Source organism: Campylobacter concisus, from assembly GCF_003048445.1.
Classification (GTDB): Bacteria; Campylobacterota; Campylobacteria; order Campylobacterales; family Campylobacteraceae; genus Campylobacter_A; species Campylobacter_A concisus_BF.
Map to the genome: position 1 here is coordinate 60,145 of NZ_PIQW01000011.1, position 22,998 is coordinate 83,142.

Here is a 22,998-nt window from a genome sequence, read left to right on the forward strand (position 1 = left end):
ACCTGCCCTTAAGCCTTAAATGCTATAAGTCTGTCCTGCATAAAGTATAAAAACCCTAAGCAATAAAACGCCAACGACTGCTGCAAATGAGCCAAGGTAGAAGCTAAATTTCATCTTGCCAAGTGCGAAATTTAAAACAAGAGGCAAAACAAAGCCAACTAAAACAACCCCGAGCCAGAAGAAATTTGCCCAAACGCCACTATAAAATGCAACTGCTGCGCCTTGCTGATAGCTTGAGCCAAGCAAAAGTGAGACAAAAAGCATTAAAATGAGTAAAATTTCAGCGCATAAGACGTAAAACTCCACGCCATGAAGCGAGCCAAGGTCGCTTGAGTGTGGATCTTCTTTGAAAAATAGTGCTGCTATCAAGCTGCTACCACTTATGCCAGCACTTAGTCCTGAAGCTATGAAAAGCGCTGGTAAAACAGCGGTGTTTAAAAGTGGAAATCTAATAAGCACCGAGATCAAAAAGCCTGTATATGCGCAAATGATAACCGCAAAAAGCAGGCAAAGCGCACTTAAAAGCGGATAAAGTGGCGATAAAATTTTCATCACGCCATCAAAAAAGCCGCAAAGTGGCTTTAGCTCCGCATTAAAAGCGTATAGACACATCAAAAAGCTAAGCGGTATAAAGACACAAAGTCCAGCTACACCGATAGACATAACTGACGTGAAGTTGTAATTAATCAAAATTTTCCAAAACAAAAGTGGCTTTTCAAGGTCAGCTATCAAGCAAACCATACCAAGCATGATGCTAACAAATGCCAAAAGCGAAGCAGCCTTGAAAAATGGGCTAAAGCTCTCCTGCCTTTTGTAGCGCTTTAGAAGTATGGCAGCTATTAGCGCTCCGCCACTCATACCAGCTAGCAAAAGATAAACAGCAATCGGCCAGCCCCACTCAACTGCGTGCGAAAATGTCGCAGTGAAATTTAATGCACCATCCATCTTACACCCCCGCTTTTACTTTAGGAATATATCTAAGGCTTGGTTTTGTGCCAAGTTCTGCTCTTAGCCTTATGCTATCTTTGACAGCTAAAAGCTGGCTAATGTGCGAGCTCTCATCGTTTAAATCGCCAAATACCAAAGCCTCATATCTGCATGCCTCAACGCAGGCTGGATCTTTTTTATCCTTTAAATTTGTATCTATGCAGAAGTTACAGCTTTGGGCTGAGTGACTAAACTTATCGATATATCTCACGTCGTAAGGACAGGCTACGATGCAGTATTTACAGGCGATGCAGTCATCTATATTTGTAGTTTGGATGCCAGTTTTTATGTCCTTGTGACAGGCTTTTGTTGGGCAAACAGCCACACAAGGCGCATCCTCACACTGCTGACAAGATACTCTTACATATCTTTTATCAAGCAAATTTTTTGGATCAGTCTTATCCTCTACAAAAAGTCTCATCTGTCCTTTTGGGACTAAATTTACTTTTCTACATGCCACTTCACAGTCCGTGCAGCCAACGCATTTGTTTTGGTCAAATATCATGCCAAAATGTGGTTTTTTCGCACTCTCTTCACTCTTAAAAGCAAAACCACTACTTGCCACGCTAGCACCAGCAGCCACAACTGCCATGCGTTTAAAGAAGGCTCTTCTGCTATTTTGATTTTGCATTTTTAACTCCATTTATGCCTTAATGAGGCTTTTTAACGCCCTCATTTTGCTCTTTTTCATGAATTTTTCTTGCCGCCTCAGCTAGCTCGCCAGGCTTTAAGACCTTAATAAGCTCTATCTCAAAAACGATAGTCTCGCCACCAGGTATCCCCTCCATGCCACTATCGCCGTATGCAAGCTCAGGCGGGATGACAAATTTAAACTTCTCGCCCTCTTTCATAAGCATGAGACCCTCTTCAAGTCCAGGGATCAAATTTAGCATCGAAAGATGAGCTGGAGCCTCTTTTGTCTCGTCAAAGACCTTGCCACCAGCAAAGCTTGCTTTATAATTTACTATGATGATGCTCTCAGGCTTTGGTGTAGCCCCTTTTGAGCTACTTTTTATGATCTCATATTGTAAATTTGATTTTGTTGTTTTTACATTTTTGTTTTTTGCATTTTTTTCCATATAGGCTTTGCCTTGGGCTAAATTCTCTTTTAGCTTGGCTGCCTCTTTTTCTTTTACTATCTTCTCTAAGCTTTCAGCCCTTTTGTTTAGTAGCTTTGCTATCTCATCATCACTTAGTTTTAGCTCGCTCTTTAGCGCATCGCTAAAGCCTTTTATGACTGCATCAGCGTCATAGCCAACACCTAGTTGTTTTTGATCTAGCAGTCCTTTTAAAACATATCCGCCACTTGTTGCGCCTATGGCATAAGAGTCGTTTGTATCGACATTTGCTAAGAGGCTAGCCACGCTTAGGCTAAGAAGTAGCGAACATTTTAAAAACGCATTTTTCATTTCAAACCCTTAAGATTAAAGGGGCTAAAACTAGCCCCTAAATGCTATAAATTTTTGTTTAGAATTCTCTGAGCTTCTTTTATATACTCTTTAGATGCATCTAGTCTTTGTTTAGTAAATTTAAATCCGTGCATACCCCACGAACCATCTTTTTCGACCATATCGATGATCTCTTGAGCGTTTTGGACAAGCTCATAAACTCTTGCTTTATCACTTGGATCTAGCTTTTTAGTCTCTAGTAGTGAGTAAATTCCCTCGATGCCTATTTTGACCTCTGAGAATTCATTTTTAACTGGAGTTTGCCATCCCATAACCTCATCATAAACTTGTTTTTGGTTTTTGAAATGAAGTGTTGGTTTTAGCTCAGATAGCACTGGGCTATGGCAGCCTTTATTATCTTTCATATCTTTATCAGCCCAAGATGTTCTAGCGCATGCCCACATCAAATCAACATAGTTGTGTCCATTTTTATCTCTCTCAAAGTGCCAATCTTTAGCATCTCTTGGACCTTTAGCAGCGTCGCCAGGTACTAGAGATTTCTCTTTTGGATCGACCATGATCTTCCAGATGTGAGAGCGTCTTTGAGTATCAAAGCCAGCGTTGTCTTGGAACTGAACAGCGTAGAAATTCTCGCAGCTCATCATAAATGGCATGTGGCAAGATGCACAAGTGTTGTTTTTGTGAGTATCTGCTTTTGCTGCGATATATGCTTGAGTCTCGTGACAATCTTTACAATCTTTTTTGATCTTTGGTTTAGTGTAGAACGCACTTAGATAGCCTTGATCTGGGTTGTAGTTCATACCAGTTACGCTCTTATCGCCTACAACGTTACCTGTGTTATCGTGTGGATCGTGGCAAGTGACGCATCTCATGCCTTTATCGTAGTGAGCGGTAAAGTATGATTGAGAGCCTTCAGAGCCGCATCCTGGTCCCATTGATTTAAATTTAGAGCTTAAAGATAGATCTAGCTTGCCGTTATTAAGTGGGTTAGCACGCATTAGATCTGGACTAAAGTTAAATCTTTGGTGACAGCGTTCGCAGTTTGATGTTCTAAAATTTGTAGCTCCATCAAGGTGACCGCCAGCTCCGTGGCACTCCTCACAGCTTACGCCTTTTGAGATAGTGTGTTTTTGAAGCTCTTTGGCATTACCAAGTGCTGCGTAAAATTCTGCTTTTGACTTAAAGTCAAATTTAACTGGGTGGCAAACCTCACAATATGATGAGTTTGCTTGGAAAAACATAGACTTTTTATGTTTTGCGGCGTATGAGGCAAGACCTCTAACATATCCGCCATTATCGCCGTACTCTTCAAGAGTGCCAGGAAATTCTGGGACAAGCTCTTTTATCTTTTTAACAGTTGCGTCGTCTAAATTTAACGCCCATGTTCTTTGCCATTGGTTACCGCCAGCTACGATCTGACCTGTGCCATCTCTTAGCAAACCGCCCTCAACGTAGTAAGTACCACGAAGTAGCCATGCATCGACGTAGCCCATCTTAGTTCTTAAGTGACCAACGGTTGCGTAGATGACATCTGGAGTGATACCTTTTGGAAGGATAGAGGCGGTATCTTTGTCAAATACTGGCTCAGTTAGGTTGTTATTAACCTCTGGGTGCTCGCCAGGGAAGCGCATAGTAGTTGCGTGGCGAGATCTGCTCCAGACCTCATACTGAGCTGGGTGACACTCACCGCACTTTTCTGGACCTACAAATTTATTAGGAAACTGAAGCGATGAAGTGGCTGGAATTCTATACATCATAGAGCTATAGCCCTTACCACCATCTCTTTTACTAAGCTTTGACATATCAAAGCCATGTCCCTCGGCAAGCCACTCTAAGCCACGGTCATGAACGACCATTTTGCCGACGGTTTTGCCACCATACTTTGTAAAAATAGGGTGGTTTTTAAATAGCCAGTTATACATCTCTTGCTCTTCTACGACGTAGTCTTGCAAGGAGACAACACCTCTACTTTGCAGTGTGCCTTTAGGATTTGCGATAACATCACGTGCTTTATCGGACATCTGCATATTATGCTCTTCGCAACAGGCTTGTGAAGCAAAGATACTAACACCCATGAGTAAGCCTGCTAAGGCTTTGTGTAAGTTTCTCACGTCTCCTCCTTTGAATTTTTATCCTAAAATCAAAATGATTTCATACTGATAATCTTAACACCAAAAAAGGGCAGAAAAGGGGGAAAATTAACAAATTATAAATTTTCGAAACTAATTGTAAATGCAACGTGGTTTTCATCCACATTTTTAGCAAAGATTAGGGCGTTGTTTTTGCGAGCGATAAGGCGGCTCATATATAGCCCAAGCCCGCTACCGCTCTCTTTTGTGCTAAAGTGTGGCTCAAAGATGACCTTTAAAAATGAATTTTTTATCGCTCCTGCGTTATTTTGCACGCATAAATTCTTTCTGCCATCTTTTAAAAAGGCGCTTATCTTTATCACTCTTGGCTTTGTGTAGCTTTGTTTAAATGCGTCTTTGGCGTTGTTTATGATGTTTATTAAAATTTGGATTATCTCATTAAAATTTGCAAATACCTCAAAATTTTCTCTCACGTCAAGCTGCACTTCGATCTGGTACTTTTTAAGCGTTGCGTTTAAAATTTTTATCGTTTGATTTATCACTTCAAGCACCTTAAACTCTTTTCCCAAGGTATTTGGACTAAAGAAATTTTTAAAGTCATCAACTGTTTCTGACATGAAATTTATCTGTTTGCTTGTCTCTTCTATAAACTCATAAATTTTCGCCTCATCGAGCTTTTTTCTCTCTTGATAGAGTTCTAAATTTATTAAAGCTGAGCTTATCTGAGCAAGTGGTTGCTTCCACTGGTGCGAGATATTGCCTATCATCTCGCCCATAGAGGCTAGGCGGCTTTGATGTATCATTAGCTGCTCAGTCTGCTTTTTGCTCTCCTCGCCTCGCCTATGCATCTTATAAACAAGTAGTAAAAATAGCCCAAAGATAAGCGTTATGGCGCTCATTATGACGATGACTTCTCGCAAGTGGTAGGTAAAAATGGCGCGGATTGGTATCTTAAACGAGATCATCGCGACTGTTTCGTTCACGTCTGGGATCTCTATGCCCTCCATGCCATATTTTTCTAGCATTTGTTGTGGGGCATTTGCGCTGCTATGACAGGCTAGACAGCTTGGACTTTGGTTTTTTATAGGCAGACCCACAAAGAGCTGTGAGCCATTTTCATCTTTTATTATCTTTACAAATTCTTTAAATTTATTCTCTTTAAAGCCGTGCAAGACGCCAGCTTCAAATTCATTTGGCTCGTGGGCTTTATTTAGCGGAGCGATGGCAACTAGCTTGTAGTCAAATTCAAGGTTGTATTTTTTCTTTTGGATGTTGTAAATTTCACGGCTTATATATGAAGATGACAAAAGCCTCTCGTCAAAAAAGTCCTCTTTTAAGATGCCCTGCTCCTTTAACTGCTCGATTAGCGGGCGCTGAACTCCAGCGATGTATTCTCTTACTGAATTTATGCCCTCTAAAACATAATACGCCTCTTTTTTAGCGTCTTTCATCGCAAGATCGTTGTAGAAATTTAAAACAAGTGCCGAAACTAGCAGATAGACAAAGATAAAAGCACCGACAATTAGCTGAAATTTATATCTCACAAAGGTAGCCCACACCGTATAAATTTTTGATCACATCTTTGCCTAGCTTTCTTCTAAGCTCTTTTACGATCGTCTTTATCGCCTCTTTTGTCGGCTGCTCGTAGTCCCAGATGTAGTCAAAAATTTGCTCGTAAGTGATAGTTTGGTTTTTGTTGTTTAAAAAGTACTCCAAAAGCTTGCTCTCGCTCTTGCTTAGATGAGAAATTTCGCCATTTACGTAAAGCGCTTTTTTGCCAAAATCATACTCAAGCTCGTCATTTAGCCTGATAGTTGGTGTGCGTCCAACTAGCTCAAATGCCACATCTTCAAGCGCTTTGATGAAAGATTTTTTATCGTATGGTTTTGCGAGATATCTTGTGATCTTTAGCTCAACCGCGCGCCACAGATACTCTTGCTCGACGTGGCTTGATAAGATCACGATAGGGATTTTTTGATTGATAGCTCTTACTTTTTTAGCGATCTCAAGACCATCGATATTTGGCACGCTGATATCAAGCACTAGCACGTCATATGCCCCACTCATTGCAAGCTCAAGCGCATCAAAGCCGTCTGTAACGCCTTTAACCTCTGCAAAAAAGAGCTCCAGCGAGGCGCAGATATTTCGCAAAATAGCCTCTTCATCCTCTAAGCAAAGGACCTTTTTGTTTGATAAAACATCTAAAATATCATTCTCTTGCATACGTCATCTCATCTCTTAAGCCAAAATGCCGACTTAAATAACACAAAATAAAAATTATTTCATAAATTTACATCATGATCGTAAGCTTAAAGTAAAAAATCGGCTCACTACTTAAGTGATAAATTTAAAAGAGAAAGTTAAATTTAGCCAAAGATTTGGCTAAATTTATCAGGTTCTAAATTTTGAAAGGCTAGTGTTTAGATTATCAGTCATCTTTGAAAGATGAGCGGCTGCAAGCGAAATTTCATCCATACTTTTTGAGTTTTGTTTTGAAATTTCATCGATATTTACGATGCCTTTTATAAGCTCTTCGACCTTATTTCCAGTCTCTAAATAGTCCTTCGTAGAGGTCTCATTTAAGCTAACGCTCTCGTTCATTAGCTGGTTCATGTTTTCTATTTTTTCATTGATTTGGGCTGATTTTTTGCAAAGCTCGCCAGCTTTTTTAGCGTTATCGCCGATGGTTTGACTTGAGTTTGATATCGCTTCAACGATTAAATTTATAGTCGCATTTATCTCGCTTAGGCTATTTTGCGTGCGTTCAGCCAGCTGTCTAACCTCATCAGCCACGACTGCAAAGCCACGTCCATGCTCACCTGCACGCGCTGCTTCTATGGCAGCATTTAGAGCAAGTAAATTTGTCTGATCAGCAATGTCATCGATGATGTTTAAGACATCTTTTACATTTTTAGCTTGATCAGCTAGGCTTTTCATAGAGCTAGCGAGTGAAATTTCGCTATTTGCGGCCTCATCTACATTTTTACTAAGCCCCAAAACATCGTTTGAAACTTCATTTATATATAGACAGGTTCTTTCAAGATTTTCTTTGCTCTTCTTAGCCTCTTCAAATGAGCTTTTTATCTCTTCTGACATGGTTTTTGCCATGTTTGTCGTATCTGTGACGATTAGTGAAGATTTGTTGGTTAAATTTGTGGTTTGAGCTGAGGTAGATGAGAGCTGCTCGGCGATAGATGAGTTCTCATGTGCTAGGCCTTTAACACTTTCTATAACAGATCTTAGCTCGCTTGTTAGATCATTTATCGAGCTTTTAATGTTTGAAATTTCATCTTTGCCACTAACTTCAAGCTTTTTAGTAAGATCGCCCTTGCCACTTTTTATCTCATCTGACATCTCAGTTAAATTTGCAACGATATTTTTTATAGGTCTGATGATCGCCCTACTTAAGATAAATAGCACGACAGCTATCAAAACAACCGTGATCAGGGCACAAGCGATGATAAAGGTTTTTGTATTTTGGCTATTTTGCTCGTTTAGCACGACCTTTGTCTTTTCTATCTCATCAGCCAAATCATCGACATATACGCCACTTCCTAGCATCCACTTATATGGCTCAAAATTTGCAGCATAGCCAAGCTTCTCCACTGGCTCCTCGCCCTCTTTTTTTGCCCAGCCAAATGTAACAAAACCGCCACCTTGTTTAGCCTTTTCGATGAGCTCTTTTATAAGAAATAGCCCTTTTGGATCTTTTAAGCCGATTAAATTTTTACCAACAAGCGATGGCTTTTCAGGGTGCATCAAAACAACGCCGTCGTAGTCGTAGATGAAGATATAGCCAGTCTTATCGCTAAAGAATTTTAGCTTTGAGACGACTCTAAAAATTTCTTTTTTTATCTCATCGTCGCTTAGCCCTTTTTCTTTGCCACCATTATAAATTTCACGCATCATTTGATTTATCGTCTCGACGTCATCTTTTAAATTTTCTTTTCTGGCATTTACCAGCTCGTCGTAGGACTTATGGGTGAAAAACTGAGTTAGATCGCTTGAAAATTTGCTATTTAAAAAGATGAGCAAACAGCTGACAAGCAAAACTGAGAAAACAAAAGTGAGAATTATCTTTGTAGATATTTTCATAGCACACATCCTTGCATTTTGGGATCTCCTAAAAATTTACGTGCCATTTTATACATTCAAATCTTAATTATAAATTAACTTTTGAAATTTAAGAAAAAAAGAATAAATTTGATGAGAGAATTTACTCAAAGCCCAAAATAACGAATAAGTTACAAATATTATTATCTTAAGCTTTGAGCGTAAAATTTAAGTAAAATTTAGTAGCCTTTAGTTGCCTCTGCTTCCAGGCTTAATCGCCTTGCTACCACTCTTACAAAGCGGACAGTGCTCTGGCTCATAAATTTCAAATTCAAAATTCCCCAAAGCAAAAAATGGCTTATCACTTGGCAGTTTTGCATTTGCCTTAGCTTCATTGCCCAAATTTGCAACCTTACAAAATCCGCGGTTTGCAAGTGCCGCAAAGCCAACCACCTCGCCCCCAAGGCTCTCTATCACGTGCGCTGCTTCAAGCGCTGAGCCGCCAGTTGTGATGATATCTTCACAAACTATAAATTTCTCGCCTTTTTTCACTTCAAAGCCACGCCTTAGGCTCATCACTCTATCAACACGCTCTGTAAATATAAAACGCTTTTTCGCCGCGCGAGCTAGCTCATATCCAGCTAAAATTCCACCAAGTGCAGGAGAACAAACACTATCAAATTTAATGCCAAATTTCTCTATCACGCGCGCTAGCTCATCTGCTAGCTTTGCTGCAAGAGCAGGGTCTTCAAGTACCTTTGCACTTTGCAGATAAAACTGCGAGTGGTTGCCACTACTTAGCAAAAAGTGCCCCTCTAAATACGCCCCAGCGTCCTTATAAATTTTCTCTAAATCCATCGCTTTTTCCTTTTAAAATTTGCCAAAAATCTTAACACATACCCACTTAAGCCACTCTTTTTAAAATTTAATAAGCCGTGCGCTTGTATAATTCTTGTACTCATACAAAAAGGACACTCATGCTTCTCTTTAACCCTGTTGTTTTTAGCATTTTGGTGATGACGGTGCTATGTTTGCTGCGCTTTAACATCCTGCTTTCTATCCTCATCTCTGCGCTTGTTGCTGGGGTTATGTATAAGCATGGTTTTAGTGGATTTGAAAGTGGTTTGGCAAGCGGTTTTGAGAGCTTTTTTACGGCCTTAAAAGAGACCACGCAAAGCCTCATAAGCGGCATGCAAGGCAACCTTGAGACCTCGCTTAGCTACATCTTGCTAGGTGCTCTTGCAGCTGCCATAGCAAATACAAATTTAACAGCCATTTTGATAAATGCAATGAGTAAATTTCTTAGCTCAAACAAGGTCATTTTTACGCTAACTATCGCATTTATCGCTTGTTTGTCTCAAAACTTGATCCCAGTTCATATAGCCTTCATACCTATCTTGATCCCGCCACTTCTTGCCCTTATGAACAAAATGGGCATAGATAGACGCGCGGTGGCTTGTGCTCTTACATTTGGACTTCAAGCGCCATATGTTAGCATTAGTGTCGGCTTTGGTCTGCTTTTTCACAATATCCTTAAAAAAGAGCTAGCAAACAACGGCATAAACACAACCATCTCAGACATTTCTTCAGTCATGTGGATAGGCGGTGCATCGATGTTTGTGGGGCTCATCTTAGCCATACTTTTTTATAGTAAAAAAAGGATTTATAAAACTTCTAAATTTGAAAAGGCTGAGCTTGATGAGATCGAGCGCGCAAAAAGCCTTGAAATGACTAAAAAAGAGTGGGCGGTCTTAGCTGGTGCGGTTGTCGCCTTTGTTGTGCAAATTTACACTTCGCTCTTGCCACTTGGCGCGCTACTTGGGCTTTTGGTCATGGTCGTTTTTGGTGGCATCGAATATAAAAAAGTAGATAAGATCATGGATAATGGCCTTGCTATGATGGGCTTCATCGCATTTATCATGCTTGTTGCTGCGGGATATGGCACTATTTTAAGAGAGAGTGGCGGTATAGACGAGCTTGTAAAATACGCTAGTTTGGTATCTGGCGGCAAGATAGGCGGAGCATTTTTGATGCTACTTATCGGACTTTTAGTCACGATGGGCATAGGCACTAGTTTTGGTACGATACCTATCTTAGCCTCTATCTACGTGCCACTTTGCCTTAGCCTTGGCTTTGGCGTGCCAGCTATCATCTTGCTAGTTGGTATAGCAGCAGCTCTAGGCGACGCTGGAAGCCCAGCAAGCGACAGCACACTTGGGCCGACAAGCGGTCTAAATGCTGATGGTGAGCACAACCACATATATGATACTTGCGTGCCTACATTTATATTTTTCAACATCCCACTTATCATCGGTGGCATCGTAGGAGCCATGATACTTGGATAAATGTGTTAAAATCATTAAAAAATTTAAAGGAAAATGCGATGCAAACAAATATTGATTATGCAAAATACGAGACGATGACACGTAAAGCATTGTTTAATTCTCTTGAAAAAGAAGAAAAAAAACTAAATTCATTGCAAGATACTTTAAAAAAACAATCAGAACTAATCCTTTATCTTAAAAAAAAGATAAAAAGCAAACTTGATGAGCCAAAAGATTATGAACTTTTAAAGTCTCCAAGCATAAAAAAACTCGATATAGAATTTAAAAAACTCTCAAAAGCGGAGCAAGAAGCACTAATAGCCGAAGTTAAAACTGAAATGGGCGTTTAGTGTATAAAATAGTCATTAAGCGCTCTGCTGACAAGCAACTAGATAAAATTTCAAAAGGTGATCTAAGAGCAGCTTTAAAAATACGTACCTTTCTAAAAGAGCTCGAAAAAGTAGAAAATCCTTTTGCAACAAACAACGCAGAAAAGATGCAAGGCTATGATAATCGCTGGCGTTGGAGAGTTGGCATACATTACCGCATAATAGGGCTTAAGCAAGATGAAATTTTAACTATTGAGATAATAGAAATTTCATCACGAGAAAAAGCATACTAAAAAATACGATCACACAAAAATTTTCAAATTTTTCTCTTTTTGCCGATATAAATTTTGGAACATCTTTTGCTTTAGAAAGATCATAAAAAATTTTAAAACGAGAAAAAGGATAAGCTCATGATGAGATCACTTTGGTCTGGTGTTTCAGGCCTACAAGCCCACCAGATAGCCATGGACGTAGAAGGCAACAATATCGCAAACGTCAATACCTATGGTTTTAAATACAACCGCGCAAATTTTGCTGATATACTAAGCCAAACTCCAAGAGTAGCTACCGCTCCACAAGGTCAGCTAGGCGGTCAAAACGCTATGCAAATAGGTCTAGGAACGACTATAAACTCAACTACAAGAATTTTCTCACAAGGCACACTAACAGCCACTGATAAGCAAACCGACCTTGCTCTTCAAGGAAATGGCTTCTTTGTCGTCTCTCCAGATGGCGGAACGACAAGATACTATACAAGAAACGGCGACTTCGTCCGTGATAAGGCTGGCAACTTCGTAAATAATAGCGGCTACATCGTTCAAGGCTGGACTAGAGATGATGAGACTGGCACTATCGATTCAACTGGCCCTATAAGCAACATCGTCATCAAAGAAGGTCTTACAACTCCAGCAAGAGCAACAACAGAAGTTAAAATAAAAGGCAACCTTGACTCAGGTAACAGCATCGGTCAAAGAAGCACGCCTATATACGCACTTGACTCAGTTGCAGGCGGACGTGACTACAATAATGATGGAATTTTAAATGCAAACGAAGTTCACAACGAAAACGATACAAACAACGACGAATTTTATACAAACTCAAGAAACGAGCAAATTTTAACAGAGCGTGGCGTCGATCTTGGTGTTACATTTGACGAGCTTGGAAACGGACTTGCACTAAGAGATGGACAAGGTATCTGGGTAAGCTACGCAAATGCTAAGACTGAAAAATTTAGCGTAGGTAGCGCTCTAGCACAAAACATCGGTCAGATCAACCCACCAGCTACACTTGATATAACACTAAATGGACAAAATATCAAAACTCAAGCTGGCACGATGACAAGTATCAGTGATGTTGCAGCTGCTATCAACGCTCAGTACAATAAAACTGGCGTTAGAGCTGAAATTTCAGAGGGTAACAAGCTAACGCTTATAAACAGAAACAACTCAGGCACAACTGAAGAGACAAAAAACATCCACCTAACAGTAAATGCTGGAAACACAGTTGGCGGTCTAGCTAGCAAAGACATCATCACAGCTTATCAATATGTCTATACAAGCTCACAAACAACAGCTGTTCACCCAAATAACGACAAGATCGCAAGACAGATCACTACAACAGAAGATCTTCGTGCAGCTATGCAAGAGGATGCTAGAAACCACGTTGATTATAACGGCGATGGTCAAATAAGAGCAAACTCTGACGCACTTGATGCAGCAAAACTTGCAACTGCCGCTCACAAGGTAGCTCCAGGCACAGGTGGCGCAGCTATAACAAATCCAGCTTATGCACTAGCATATAACAACGCTTATGCAGCAGCAGCTGGCACGCCTGATCAAAAACACGCAGCAGGTATCGCAGCACTTCAAGCAGCAGCTGGAGATGATACAAACGACGGCGTAAAGATCACTGTAAATAAATTAGGTCAATTTCAACTAGAAAACCCTACAAACGAAATGGCTGATCAAGCCCTTTATATGACTACAACTGGTCTTACAAAACCAGCTCAAGGCACAAACAACGCAGCAGTAAATGAAAACGTTCGCTTTACAAATATCATGAAAGCACTTGATGGCGCACTAAGCCCAGGTCAAGCTCTAAGAGCGAGCGGTAAGATGATGATGTCTAGCCACGGCTCAACGGCTGAAATTTTTGACTCACTTGGCTCAAAACACACAGTTAGTATCAGATGGGCAAAGACAGGCACTACAACAGATGGTGGTACAGAGTGGAATATGATCATTCAAGTGCCAGAGCCTGCTAAGATAAACTACACAGGTGAGGGTCCAGACAACGTCGTAACTGGTTCATTGAGATTTAACTCAAACGGCTCACTAGCTAGCTTTCACCCAGCTACGATAACATTTTCAGCTAACAACGGCTCACAAAGCGGTCAAAACGTTAGTTTAAATTTTGGCTTGGGAACAGACTTTAACGGACTAACAAGCTTTGATAAAGACTCTTCAACTGAGTCTATCTCACAAGATGGCTACACAGGTGGCACGCTAAATGACCTAAAGATCGACGAAACTGGCACTATCATCGGTGCATTTACAAACGGACAAAGCTTTGGTCTAGCTCAAGTTGCACTTGCTAGCTTTACAAACAACGAGGGTCTTCAAAGTGAGGGCGGAAACGTCTTTTCACAAACTGCAAACTCAGGCGAAGCAGTCATCGGCGCAGCAGGCACAGGCGATAAAGGAACGATCGCGGCTTCAAAACTAGAAGCTAGTAACGTCGATCTAAGCCGTGCGCTAACAGATCTTATCGTCATCCAAAGAGGCTTTCAAGCAAACTCAAAAACGATCACAACAAGCGATGAGATGTTAAACACACTTCTTCAACTAAAACAATAATCACAAAGGGGGCTCTCACTCCCTTTTAAATTTACAAATAAAATCAGGCTTCTTTTTGTAAAATGCTAAAAAATTTCACAAAAAGAGAAAATATGCAAGTAACACTTCTAAATCACACTCCACTAAATATCTGCTCTCACGCGATCCGCACATGCTGGCAAAGCTTTGAAAAAGGCGATAATGGCGGCGAAAAAGATGTCGAACTGATAGACAGGGTGGGTAATAAATTTAAACATGCTTCAACACTAGAGCACCTTTACTACAACTTCTACATCCAAGGCATCTCGCGCGCATTGCTTCAAGAGCTAGCCCGTCACCGCATAGCAAGCCTAAGCGTCAAATCAACCCGCTACACGCTAAAAGAGCTAAAAAAGGAGGAGAAATTTGAAGTAGGGCAGTTTGAGCGTGCGGCTAAATTTATAGTGCTAACAAACGACGAAATGGTCGATAACGCGAGTATAAAAGCGCTTGAAAATTTACGTGAAATTTTAGCCTCAACTACAAAGAGCCTTGATATAGTTAAATACTGCTTGCCAGAGTGCTATAAAACCGAGCTTACATGGAGTATAAATGCTAGAAGCTTGCAAAATTTCATCTCTCTAAGAAGCTCAAAGTCAGCCCTTTGGGAGATAAGAAATTTAGCAAATGCTATCTACGACGCCTTGCCAAATGAGCATAAATTTATCTTTGAGAAGTGCTTGCCAGAGGATGAGCAAAATTAAGTGCAAAGCAGCACCAAAGTATAAATTTAGATATGTAAAAAAGTGTTCTAGTATCTTTTAAAAATATCTTGGTGCCTGCCTATTTTAAAAAGCTTTAAAATTTCATCATCTCTTTGATAAATTATTACCAAATCTCCAAAAACGTGGCACTCTCTAAATTCTTTCAAACTTCCAGTAAGCTGATGATCTTTTAAATCATCAGCTAATTTTTCATCATTTTGTAGTTGAAAAACCACCTTTGAAATCGCTTTTTCATCCCATCCTTGCTTTAAAACTAACTTCAAATCCTTTTTATAAGTGCTAAAAATTTCTAAAATTCTCATCAATGATTTTCTTGTTTTATTTCATTGATCAAGTCATCATGATTTTTGTAAAATCCAACACTTTTTGCGTTTTTTAAATCAAGCAATGTCTGCTCTGTCGGTATCTCTTGCTCTTTTGAACTATTGACATACTTGATTTTATATTTAGGATCCATAGCTTGCGCCATCGCTTTAAATGCCTCAATAGCTTTTTGACTGATATTATCGCCTATTATTGTTATTGTTTGCATAGCATGCCTTTTTGTTTTTTTGGGGATTATATCATTTTTTGTTTTATTGTGTTTTTGTCTAAATTTACTTTTGTAAAACGTAGAGAAGTTCGTCTACGTGGATGTTTCTAGCTTTTAAATTTCTGCTGCCGCGGTAGGCATTATATTTTTGGCGAAGTAGATGAACTTTTCCCATTTTATTTAGATTTTTATCAAATTCATCTTGGTTGATAAAGCCCTCTGAGTTAAACGAGATAAGCACAAATTTCGCCTTTAAATTTGCTATGAGCTCGAAAAATGCCTCGCTCGCTGATGATTTTTTATTAAAAACTGACCTGTTCCAGTCCTTTGCGATGCCTGAAACTTTTGAAATTTTACTTGGCTCTTCATAGCTTGCGATGAGATTTAGCATGAAGTAGTTTGAGCCGTATGGATGCTGGTTATAAGGCGGATCAAGATAGACTAGATCAAGCCCATCAAGCTCTTTTGCCAGTAAATTTGCGTCCTTTTGATAGACCTCAAATGGCACGCTAAAATTTGAAAAAATAGGCTTAGTCAAATTTATATCAGAGGTGATCCTTGAGATGGCATTTTGCCCATGTCCTCCAAACTGACCGATGCCCTCTTTATTTTTATGAAAACCTTTAAAAATTCCACTCGTATTTGCATGCACGCTTGCATTATAAAGTAGTGGAGCTATGAAAAATTTTCTCATCTCCTCTGGCAATATCTCATCTATGAGCCTTCTTGCGGTATCAATGAATATGGCATTTTTCTTTGTGTAAAAGACCCGCTCGCCAAATGCGATATTTTCGTCATCTTGCGGGGCATAAAGCCTTGTTATAAAGCCCTCACAAAGGTTTTCTTCTATCTCTTTTTCAAGCTTTTTTTGCCAAAAATTTATCTCATCTCTTAGCTCATTTGTGGCGTTTTGCAGGTAGCATGAGTTTGTGATGAAGCTATAAAGCTCCAAGTCGTTTGCGACTAGAAATTCGCTATTTTGCTTTAAAAACCTAGCCACCACGCCGCTTCCGCTAAAGAGGTCGCAGCAGCTAAGCTTCTCTTTTTTAAGCTCGTCTTTTGCGTATTTTACGCCTCGCTCGATAAAACCTAAAAGAGAGCGTTTGTTACCAAGATAGGTTAAAATTTGCTCTTTTAGATAGGCTTGATTTTCTTGTTTAGCTGGTTTCAAATCAGTGCTTTTTTAGTCCCATAGCATCAACGTCAAGCTTGATCTCATCGTTATTTATGATGACTAGACCTTGTGCTAAAATTTTGCTTGCTATGGCGTGCGCTTCATCAAGTGAGTGCATCTTGTAAGTGCCGCATTGAAATTTATTTAGCTCTGGGATCTTATCTTGATCTTTAACCTCTAAGATATCTTTCATCGAAGCAAGCCATGCCTTTTTTACAGCTTCTTCGCTAGGTGTGCCGATCACGCTCATATAAAAGCCAGTCCTGCAACCCATCGGCGAGATGTCTATGATCTCCACGCCATTGCCATTTAGATGGTTTCTCATAAAGCCAGCAAATAGGTGCTCTAAAGTGTGAGTGCCCTTTTCTGGCAAAATTTCCTCATTTGGCTTGCAAAATCTCAAGTCAAAAACGCTGATATCATCGCCTTTTGGGGTCTTCATACTCTTTGCTAGTCTTACTCCTGGGGCTTTCATCTTCACATGATCTACACAAAAACTATCAAGTAGTGGCATATATTCTCCTTTAAATTTTTGGTAATTTTAGCGTAAAAAAGATTTAAAATTTAAAGGCCCACGTAAATTTACATGAGCCTAGTAGTATTTGAATAGTTTGGGGTATTAAAATTTATTTTTTCTAACGTCTGTTAGTATGACCTTCGCCATGCCGTCTATCTCGCTAGTTACATCGTTTGTGTTACTAACAACGCTTCTATTTTCTTTTGTGACGTTATCTATCTGAGCAACACTTCTATTTATCATATTTATGCCCTCAGCTTGCTCTTTTATAGATTCACTCATCTCGTTGATTGACTGAGCCAATACATTTGTATTTGCCTCGATCTCGCCTAGACTTTTTTGTGTGCGCTCAGCTAGCTTTCTAACCTCATCAGCCACGACCGCAAAGCCACGTCCATGCTCGCCAGCTCTTGCTGCTTCTATGGCAGCGTTAAGGGCTAGTAAATTTGTCTGATCAGCGATGTCACGGATGATGACGATGATGTTTTTGATCTCTTCACTTTGTCTTATGACGTCCCCTGTCTTTTGTGAGATAGCATTCATCGAGCTACTCATCTGCTCAACCGCAGCCGCGCTCTCTTGGATAGAGTCAGCTTGTTTGCTCGCACCATCAGTTAAATTTCTCATAGACTCAGCAAGCATAGTTGCCTTTTCTTCTAAGATTTGAGCTTGATTTAGGTTGCTATTTAGCATAGCGCTTATAGCGTCACCTGCGTTATTTATACCAACCATCATAGCTTTTAGATCAGCTTCTATGTCATCTCTTAGCTCGATCTTAGCGGTGTAGTCATTGTTTGAGTAGGCTTTTAGGATATTTATGACGCTGCCTAAATTTTGACTGATAGAGCTAAAGAAGGTATTTAGCAGATCTTTTAGCTTGATAAGAGATGGGTTGTTTGGATTCTCACTTAGTTTGACGCCTAAATTTCCTCTTATCATATTATTTGCAGCTACATTTAGCTCTTCAAGCATGGTGTTATCTTTTTTGATGCCAGCTATGACTTTGTCTATATTTTTGTTTATCTCTTGGCTCATCACGCCAAATTCATCAGTCGTGTGGATATCTAGCTTGCTTGGAGCGGTGCTGCTCTCATAAGTGATAAATTTAAAGGTATCAGAAAGCTTCTCTTGGATAACGCTGATAGGCTTAAGCGAGCGTTTTAGTAGCACGAAAACAATGGCTGAGAGTATGACTATAAAGAGTACTGCAAGCATTAGTTGAGCTTTTAAGATAGGCATAGTGTGGTTTGAAAATGTATCCGCACCTATGGCAACGGTTGCAAGCCAGCCATCATCGTTGATAGGCAAAATTTTAGCCGTTACATCTTGGTTTTTAGAGTTTTTATATGAGATCAGACCATTTTCGTCAAATTCTTTATTGGCATATTTTTCTGAGACGACCTTTGTAGCTGGCAAGATAGTACCAACCTCTGAAACTACGTCAGAAAAGAGCATAGTGCCATCTTTTCTCATCACATAAGCATATCCGCCATCGCCAGTGTTGCCTATCTCGATGATCTTGTCGCTAACTTTTTTCACATCTACATCTATACCAGCAACGCCAATAAATTTACCATTTTTAGTAACTGGAGCGGTGAAACTTACAACAAGATCGTTTGTAGAAGTGACCCTTGGCTCGGTATAAATTTCTTTATTTTTCTCTTTTGTGCTCTTATACCAGCCTCTAGTTCTTGGGTCGTAGTTATCAGCTACGGTTGTTCTTTTACCATCTGACTGAAAGAAGTGTCCATCCTCATCGCCGTAATAGACATATTTCACCGCAGAGTTTGCGACCTTTTTTTCTAATAAGACAAAGTTCATTATCTCATCGCCACTTTGAGCGCCTTCAACTGCTGATGAAATTTTCTTGACGTACTCTAAATTTTCATCAAAAAAAGTGTTTGCAACACTCTTTATATCTTTGAGGACCTGATCCTCTTTGCCACTGACAAGCTCAACGATCTTGTCCTTTGAAGTAAAATAACTAACCGCCGAGATAGCGCAAAACGAGATGATGAGTAAGATCATCAAGGCGAGTGCTATCTTATTTGTGATAGAACGAAACACCTCTGCTCCTTTAAATTTTGTTTGAAATTCATTTGCAAAACAAAATCGGAGCAAAAATATAAATGTTTATAGTGTTCTCATAAATTCAGTACTATAAATTCCCTCGATGCGTCTTTTCATATCATCATGCCAGCCATTTGTAAGAGTGGTGAGGGCGTTAAATTTCTCTAGTAAATTTAAATTTTCACCTGGCGCGTAAAAGAGCCTGTTTATCTCTAAAATGCTCATATGAACTGGATCACTTTCTACAACCTCTATCACGTCGCCCACTTTGCACGAGCCTGGCGTAAGGACGCGGTAGTACCAGCCAGTAAGGCCTGTTTCAAAGATGTGAGTAGCCATATTTTCATTGCCCCATCTTTTTGAGAGCTTAAAGCATGGCTTTCTAGGCTGCGAGACTTGAAGAACAAGCGAGCCCACCTTATGGATATCGCCCACATAGACGCAGCTCTCATCAAGCCCATCAACGCATAAATTCTCCCCCATCGCCCCATAAGCTATGTTTTTTAATCCTAAAAATTTCTCCCACTCGGCATAGTTTGCAAACGAATTTGCAAAAACAGCCTTTTCAGGGCCGCCGTGGTGCTTCGTATCAGCGACGCTATCGCCCTCAAAGCCAAGCTCATTTGCGAAAATTTCGCCATTTTGAGCTACTTTAAAAATAGCTGAGCTCCAAGGTAAATTTAACTTATCAGTTGCATTTTGCGAGCCGTAGTTTTTCACGCCTCCTATTAGTAAAGCTTTTAGTGTTGCCATATTTTTCCTATTAAATTTAGTTTATTCTTAAATTATTCGCGTGAGTTAGCGCGATCGCGATCGCATCGGTGATATCAAGCGGTTTTATCTCTTTATTTATGCCTAAAATTTTTTTCACCATAAATGCCACCTGCTCTTTATCAGCCTTTGCCTTGCCAGTGACCGTTTTTTTCACTTGAAGTGGCGTGTATTCGGCAAAGTCGCCATGAAGCTGCAAAATTTTAAGACTAAGTGCCCCGCGAAACTGAGCGAGCTTTAAGACCGTTTTTGGGTTGTAGGCAAAGAATATGTCTTCTACCGCGACCTCGTCAAATTTATGGTTTTTAAAGATGAGATCAAGCCCCTCGCAAAGCTCTGTTATTTGGTATTGAAGCGTGTTTGGCTTTATCTTTATAAGCCCAGCTTCAAGAAGTATAGTTTTAAATTTACTCTTTTCAAGTATCGCGTAACCGCAATTTTTCGTGCCTGGATCGATTCCTAAAATTTTCATCACAATCTTTTCAATACTTTTTCACGACTTTTTCACGCCGTGAAAAAGTTTGTCGGAGTTTAACAAAGGTTTTATTAAATTTAAGATAAAATCGCTAATAAAATTAATTACTTCAAAAGGGTTTAAATTTGCTAGCAGACGAGATTTTAGAGCTTTTACAGACAAAAATATCCGCTAATGAATTTGACTGCTACATCAAACAATTAAAATTTAACGAAAAGGCTTCAAACGAAGATTTTATAGTTTTTAACGCCACGAGTGAGTTGATGGCTAAATTTATAAAAACTAGATACGCAGAAAAGATAGCCTACCTTTACGAAGTAAAAACCGGCAAAAAGCCAGAAGTCGAGATAACTAGCCAAACAAAGCTAAAAAACATAAAGCAAAATCAAGTAAATGTAAAGCAGATCAAGGCGCAAAGCAGCATTTTAAACCCTGGATATACATTTGAAAATTTTGTCTGCGGCGACTCAAATCAGTTTGCATTTCTAAACGCAAAAGCAGTCGCGGACAAGCCTGGCGTGCTTTACAACCCACTTTTTATCTATGGCACAACTGGCCTTGGCAAGACGCACCTGCTTCAATCAGTTGGTAATTATTGCCTAGATCAAGGCAAGGTCGTCATCTGCGTGACGAGTGATCAGTTTATGATTGATTTTACCACGCATCTAAATAGCCACTCGATGACTAAATTTCGTGAAAAGTACCGAAACTGCGACGTTTTACTAATAGACGACGTGCAGTTTCTTGGCAAGACCGATAAAATTCAAGAGGAGTTTTTCAACACCTTTAACGAGCTCATCGCCAAAAAAGGTCAGATCGTCATGACCTCAGACCGCCCTGCAAAGATACTAAAAGGCTTTGATGAGAGGCTAAAGTCTAGGTTTGAACAAAGCATAATGGCTGATATAACGCCACCTGAGCTTGATACAAAGATAGCCATCATCATCAAAAAATGTGAATTTGACAAAATTTATCTAAACAAAGAAGTGATCGACTACATCGCTACAAACATGGGCGATAATATCCGTGAGATCGAGGGCGCTATCATAAATTTAAACGCCTATGCAAGCTTGATGAGAGTTGAGATAACGCTTGAATTTGCTAAAAACACACTAAAAGATCTCATCAAAGAGAAGCATGAAAATATAAATTTAGAGACCATTATAGAGATCGTTAGCAAAGAGCTAAATATCAAGCCAAGCGACATAAAAAGCAAGTCAAGAGTGCAAAACATCGTCGAGGCTAGACGCATCATCATCTACCTTGCAAAGATGCTCACTACAAATTCAATGCCACAAATTGCAAACTATTTTGGTATGAAAGACCATAGCGCCGTTAGTCACAATATAAAAAAGATAAACGAGCTCATGGAGAGCAACGAAATTTTCAACCTCAGAGTGACTGAGATAAAGAACAAAATTTTAACAAAAGGATAAAAACAGAATGAAATTCGTGAATAAATGTGAAGAAATGAAAAATTCTTTTCACATTTTAAATAACGATGCTGGCGTGAGAAAAGATGGTTTTCACACTTTCACGCTACCAACTAATACAACAAAAAGAAAATTAAAAATAAGAGGGAGTATTTAATGAAGGTTTTAATAAACAAAAATATGCTTGAGAGCATAGTAACAAACACTAATCCATATCTCGAAAAAAGAGATCTTAGTGCTATCACTTCTCACATCTACATTTCAGTTAAAGATGGGGTTTTAAACATAAAAGCGACTGATCACGAGATAGGACTAGCATATAAACTAAGCAACGCAAAGATCGTTGATGAGGGCTATGCAACTGCAAATGGTAAAAAGCTACTTGACATCATAAAAAGCCTAAAAGATGAAGAGGTGACGCTTGAAACTGTTAATAACTATCTTTACATCAAGCAAAAAAACTCAAAATACAAACTTCCTATGTATAAATTTGAAGACTTCCCAGAGTTTCCAACGATAGAAGGCAAGGCTAAATTTAACATAGACGCCATAATGTTAGGCAGAAGCTTAAAGAAAATTTTGCCATGCATTGATAGCAATAACCCTAAATTTGAGCTAAACGGCGCTTTACTAGATATAAAACAAAACTATATAAATATAGTAGGCACCGATACAAAAAGGCTAGCTGTATTTAAATTTGCAAATGAAGCGAGCAATGAGTTTTCACTGATCATCCCTAAAAAAGCGATAAATGAAATTCAAAAGCTATTTTTCGACAAGATAGAAATTTACTATGATGAAAACGTCCTCATCGCACAAAGCCAAAATTTTGAGTTTTTCACAAAGCTGATAAATGGCAAATTCCCTGACTATGAGCGCGTTATACCAAAAGATATTGCTATAAGATTTGAGCTAAGCAGAGATAAGATGGTTGAGGGTATCAAGACTATTTCTATGCTAAGCGATCAGATGAAGATAACTTTTTCAAAAGAGAGCATCACATTTGAGAGCATCATAGAGGACAACTCAGAAGCCAAAACGATGATAGAGTTTCAAACTGGACTTGAAGAAGATATCAGCATAAATGTAAAAAATAGAAATTTAATAGACTTCTTACAAAGCATAGAAGATGAGAAATTTGAGTTTGGATTTAAAGATAAAAATTTACCTTTCGTTGTTAGCTCAAAAGAGCTTTTAACGGTTATAAGTCCATTAAATATATAAGTTAAAAAAGGT

At 39.4% G+C, this 22,998-nt stretch carries 21 protein-coding genes and 3 pseudogenes; 7 read left to right on the top strand and 17 right to left on the bottom strand.

Annotated elements, in window-relative coordinates; genetic code table 11:
• Window positions 1–15: 15 nt before the first annotated feature.
• The 9 genes and pseudogenes from nrfD to pyrE all read right to left on the bottom strand — a co-directional run bounded on the left by nrfD (window position 16) and on the right by pyrE (window position 9,397).
• Window positions 16–945: an NrfD/PsrC family molybdoenzyme membrane anchor subunit gene (nrfD, locus tag CVT14_RS07840; RefSeq protein ID WP_107850066.1), complete on the bottom strand. Its 930-nt coding sequence runs from the start codon at window positions 943–945 to the stop codon at window positions 16–18.
• A 1-nt stretch (window position 946) separates the two neighbouring features.
• Complete coding sequence (locus CVT14_RS07845) at window positions 947–1,618, bottom strand: 4Fe-4S dicluster domain-containing protein (protein ID WP_035143353.1); 672 nt, start codon at window positions 1,616–1,618, stop codon at window positions 947–949.
• Window positions 1,619–1,637: 19 nt separating this feature from the next.
• Entirely contained in the window at window positions 1,638–2,396 is a 759-nt protein-coding gene (locus tag CVT14_RS07850) for an FKBP-type peptidyl-prolyl cis-trans isomerase (RefSeq protein WP_107850067.1), read from the bottom strand.
• Window positions 2,397–2,440: 44 nt separating this feature from the next.
• Complete coding sequence (locus CVT14_RS07855; protein ID WP_103601250.1) at window positions 2,441–4,507, bottom strand: cytochrome C; 2,067 nt, start codon at window positions 4,505–4,507, stop codon at window positions 2,441–2,443.
• A gap of 95 nt (window positions 4,508–4,602) precedes the next feature.
• The gene (locus tag CVT14_RS07860; RefSeq protein ID WP_107850068.1) at window positions 4,603–6,030 is read right to left on the bottom strand and encodes a DUF3365 domain-containing protein; all 1,428 of its coding nucleotides are present in this window, start codon (window positions 6,028–6,030) and stop codon (window positions 4,603–4,605) included.
• Entirely contained in the window at window positions 6,020–6,709 is a 690-nt protein-coding gene (locus CVT14_RS07865; RefSeq protein ID WP_107850069.1) for a response regulator transcription factor, read from the bottom strand. The genes CVT14_RS07860 and CVT14_RS07865 overlap by 11 nt, the downstream gene beginning before the upstream one ends.
• 485 nt (window positions 6,710–7,194) lie before the next feature.
• Window positions 7,195–7,384: pseudogene (locus CVT14_RS11060) on the bottom strand (methyl-accepting chemotaxis protein); the annotation flags it as partial.
• A gap of 351 nt (window positions 7,385–7,735) precedes the next feature.
• A pseudogene (locus tag CVT14_RS11065) lies at window positions 7,736–8,590 on the bottom strand (cache domain-containing protein); the annotation flags it as partial.
• 198 nt (window positions 8,591–8,788) lie between these two features.
• Window positions 8,789–9,397, bottom strand: a complete 609-nt coding sequence (pyrE, locus tag CVT14_RS07875) for an orotate phosphoribosyltransferase (protein ID WP_002940584.1) — start codon at window positions 9,395–9,397, stop codon at window positions 8,789–8,791.
• A 119-nt stretch (window positions 9,398–9,516) separates the two neighbouring features.
• On the opposite strand from pyrE, the gene CVT14_RS07880 reads away from it, so the two are divergent.
• The 5 genes from CVT14_RS07880 (at window position 9,517) to thyX (ending at window position 14,769) form a co-directional block, all read left to right on the top strand.
• The gene (locus CVT14_RS07880) at window positions 9,517–10,884 is read left to right on the top strand and encodes a Na+/H+ antiporter NhaC family protein (protein ID WP_021088800.1); all 1,368 of its coding nucleotides are present in this window, start codon (window positions 9,517–9,519) and stop codon (window positions 10,882–10,884) included.
• A 38-nt stretch (window positions 10,885–10,922) separates the two neighbouring features.
• Window positions 10,923–11,213 (top strand): hypothetical protein, encoded by a 291-nt coding sequence (locus CVT14_RS07885; protein ID WP_021088839.1) that lies wholly within the window; start codon window positions 10,923–10,925, stop codon window positions 11,211–11,213.
• Window positions 11,213–11,485 (top strand): type II toxin-antitoxin system RelE family toxin, encoded by a 273-nt coding sequence (locus tag CVT14_RS07890; RefSeq protein WP_021088726.1) that lies wholly within the window; start codon window positions 11,213–11,215, stop codon window positions 11,483–11,485. The genes CVT14_RS07885 and CVT14_RS07890 overlap by 1 nt, the downstream gene beginning before the upstream one ends.
• 117 nt (window positions 11,486–11,602) lie before the next feature.
• The gene (gene flgE / locus CVT14_RS07895) at window positions 11,603–14,047 is read left to right on the top strand and encodes a flagellar hook protein FlgE (RefSeq protein WP_021088768.1); all 2,445 of its coding nucleotides are present in this window, start codon (window positions 11,603–11,605) and stop codon (window positions 14,045–14,047) included.
• Between the two features lie 92 nt (window positions 14,048–14,139).
• Window positions 14,140–14,769: an FAD-dependent thymidylate synthase gene (thyX, locus tag CVT14_RS07900; protein ID WP_035169738.1), complete on the top strand. Its 630-nt coding sequence runs from the start codon at window positions 14,140–14,142 to the stop codon at window positions 14,767–14,769.
• Window positions 14,770–14,816: 47 nt separating this feature from the next.
• On the opposite strand, the gene CVT14_RS07905 is transcribed toward thyX, so the two are convergent.
• From CVT14_RS07905 to ruvC, 8 genes and pseudogenes are all read right to left on the bottom strand, one after another.
• Window positions 14,817–15,092, bottom strand: coding sequence for a type II toxin-antitoxin system YafQ family toxin (locus tag CVT14_RS07905; RefSeq protein ID WP_012140681.1), 276 nt, complete (start codon window positions 15,090–15,092; stop codon window positions 14,817–14,819).
• Entirely contained in the window at window positions 15,092–15,322 is a 231-nt protein-coding gene (locus CVT14_RS07910; RefSeq protein ID WP_021088739.1) for a hypothetical protein, read from the bottom strand. The genes CVT14_RS07905 and CVT14_RS07910 overlap by 1 nt, the downstream gene beginning before the upstream one ends.
• A gap of 64 nt (window positions 15,323–15,386) precedes the next feature.
• Entirely contained in the window at window positions 15,387–16,493 is a 1,107-nt protein-coding gene (locus CVT14_RS07915) for a DNA adenine methylase (RefSeq protein ID WP_107850071.1), read from the bottom strand.
• Between the two features lies 1 nt (window position 16,494).
• Window positions 16,495–17,010 (bottom strand): S-ribosylhomocysteine lyase, encoded by a 516-nt coding sequence (luxS, locus tag CVT14_RS07920; RefSeq protein WP_012140684.1) that lies wholly within the window; start codon window positions 17,008–17,010, stop codon window positions 16,495–16,497.
• 105 nt (window positions 17,011–17,115) lie between these two features.
• Window positions 17,116–18,252: a methyl-accepting chemotaxis protein gene (locus tag CVT14_RS11070; protein WP_413784379.1), complete on the bottom strand. Its 1,137-nt coding sequence runs from the start codon at window positions 18,250–18,252 to the stop codon at window positions 17,116–17,118.
• 54 nt (window positions 18,253–18,306) lie between these two features.
• Window positions 18,307–19,041, bottom strand: a pseudogene (locus tag CVT14_RS11075) (cache domain-containing protein); the annotation flags it as partial.
• 105 nt (window positions 19,042–19,146) lie between these two features.
• The gene (locus CVT14_RS07930; protein WP_107850073.1) at window positions 19,147–19,836 is read right to left on the bottom strand and encodes an MOSC domain-containing protein; all 690 of its coding nucleotides are present in this window, start codon (window positions 19,834–19,836) and stop codon (window positions 19,147–19,149) included.
• Between the two features lie 16 nt (window positions 19,837–19,852).
• Window positions 19,853–20,332, bottom strand: coding sequence for a crossover junction endodeoxyribonuclease RuvC (ruvC, locus tag CVT14_RS07935; protein ID WP_087581269.1), 480 nt, complete (start codon window positions 20,330–20,332; stop codon window positions 19,853–19,855).
• Window positions 20,333–20,454: 122 nt separating this feature from the next.
• On the opposite strand from ruvC, the gene dnaA reads away from it, so the two are divergent.
• Both dnaA and dnaN read left to right on the top strand, forming a co-directional pair.
• Complete coding sequence (dnaA, locus tag CVT14_RS07940; protein ID WP_002940543.1) at window positions 20,455–21,765, top strand: chromosomal replication initiator protein DnaA; 1,311 nt, start codon at window positions 20,455–20,457, stop codon at window positions 21,763–21,765.
• Between the two features lie 153 nt (window positions 21,766–21,918).
• The gene (dnaN, locus tag CVT14_RS07945; protein WP_107850074.1) at window positions 21,919–22,986 is read left to right on the top strand and encodes a DNA polymerase III subunit beta; all 1,068 of its coding nucleotides are present in this window, start codon (window positions 21,919–21,921) and stop codon (window positions 22,984–22,986) included.
• Window positions 22,987–22,998 lie beyond the last annotated feature (12 nt).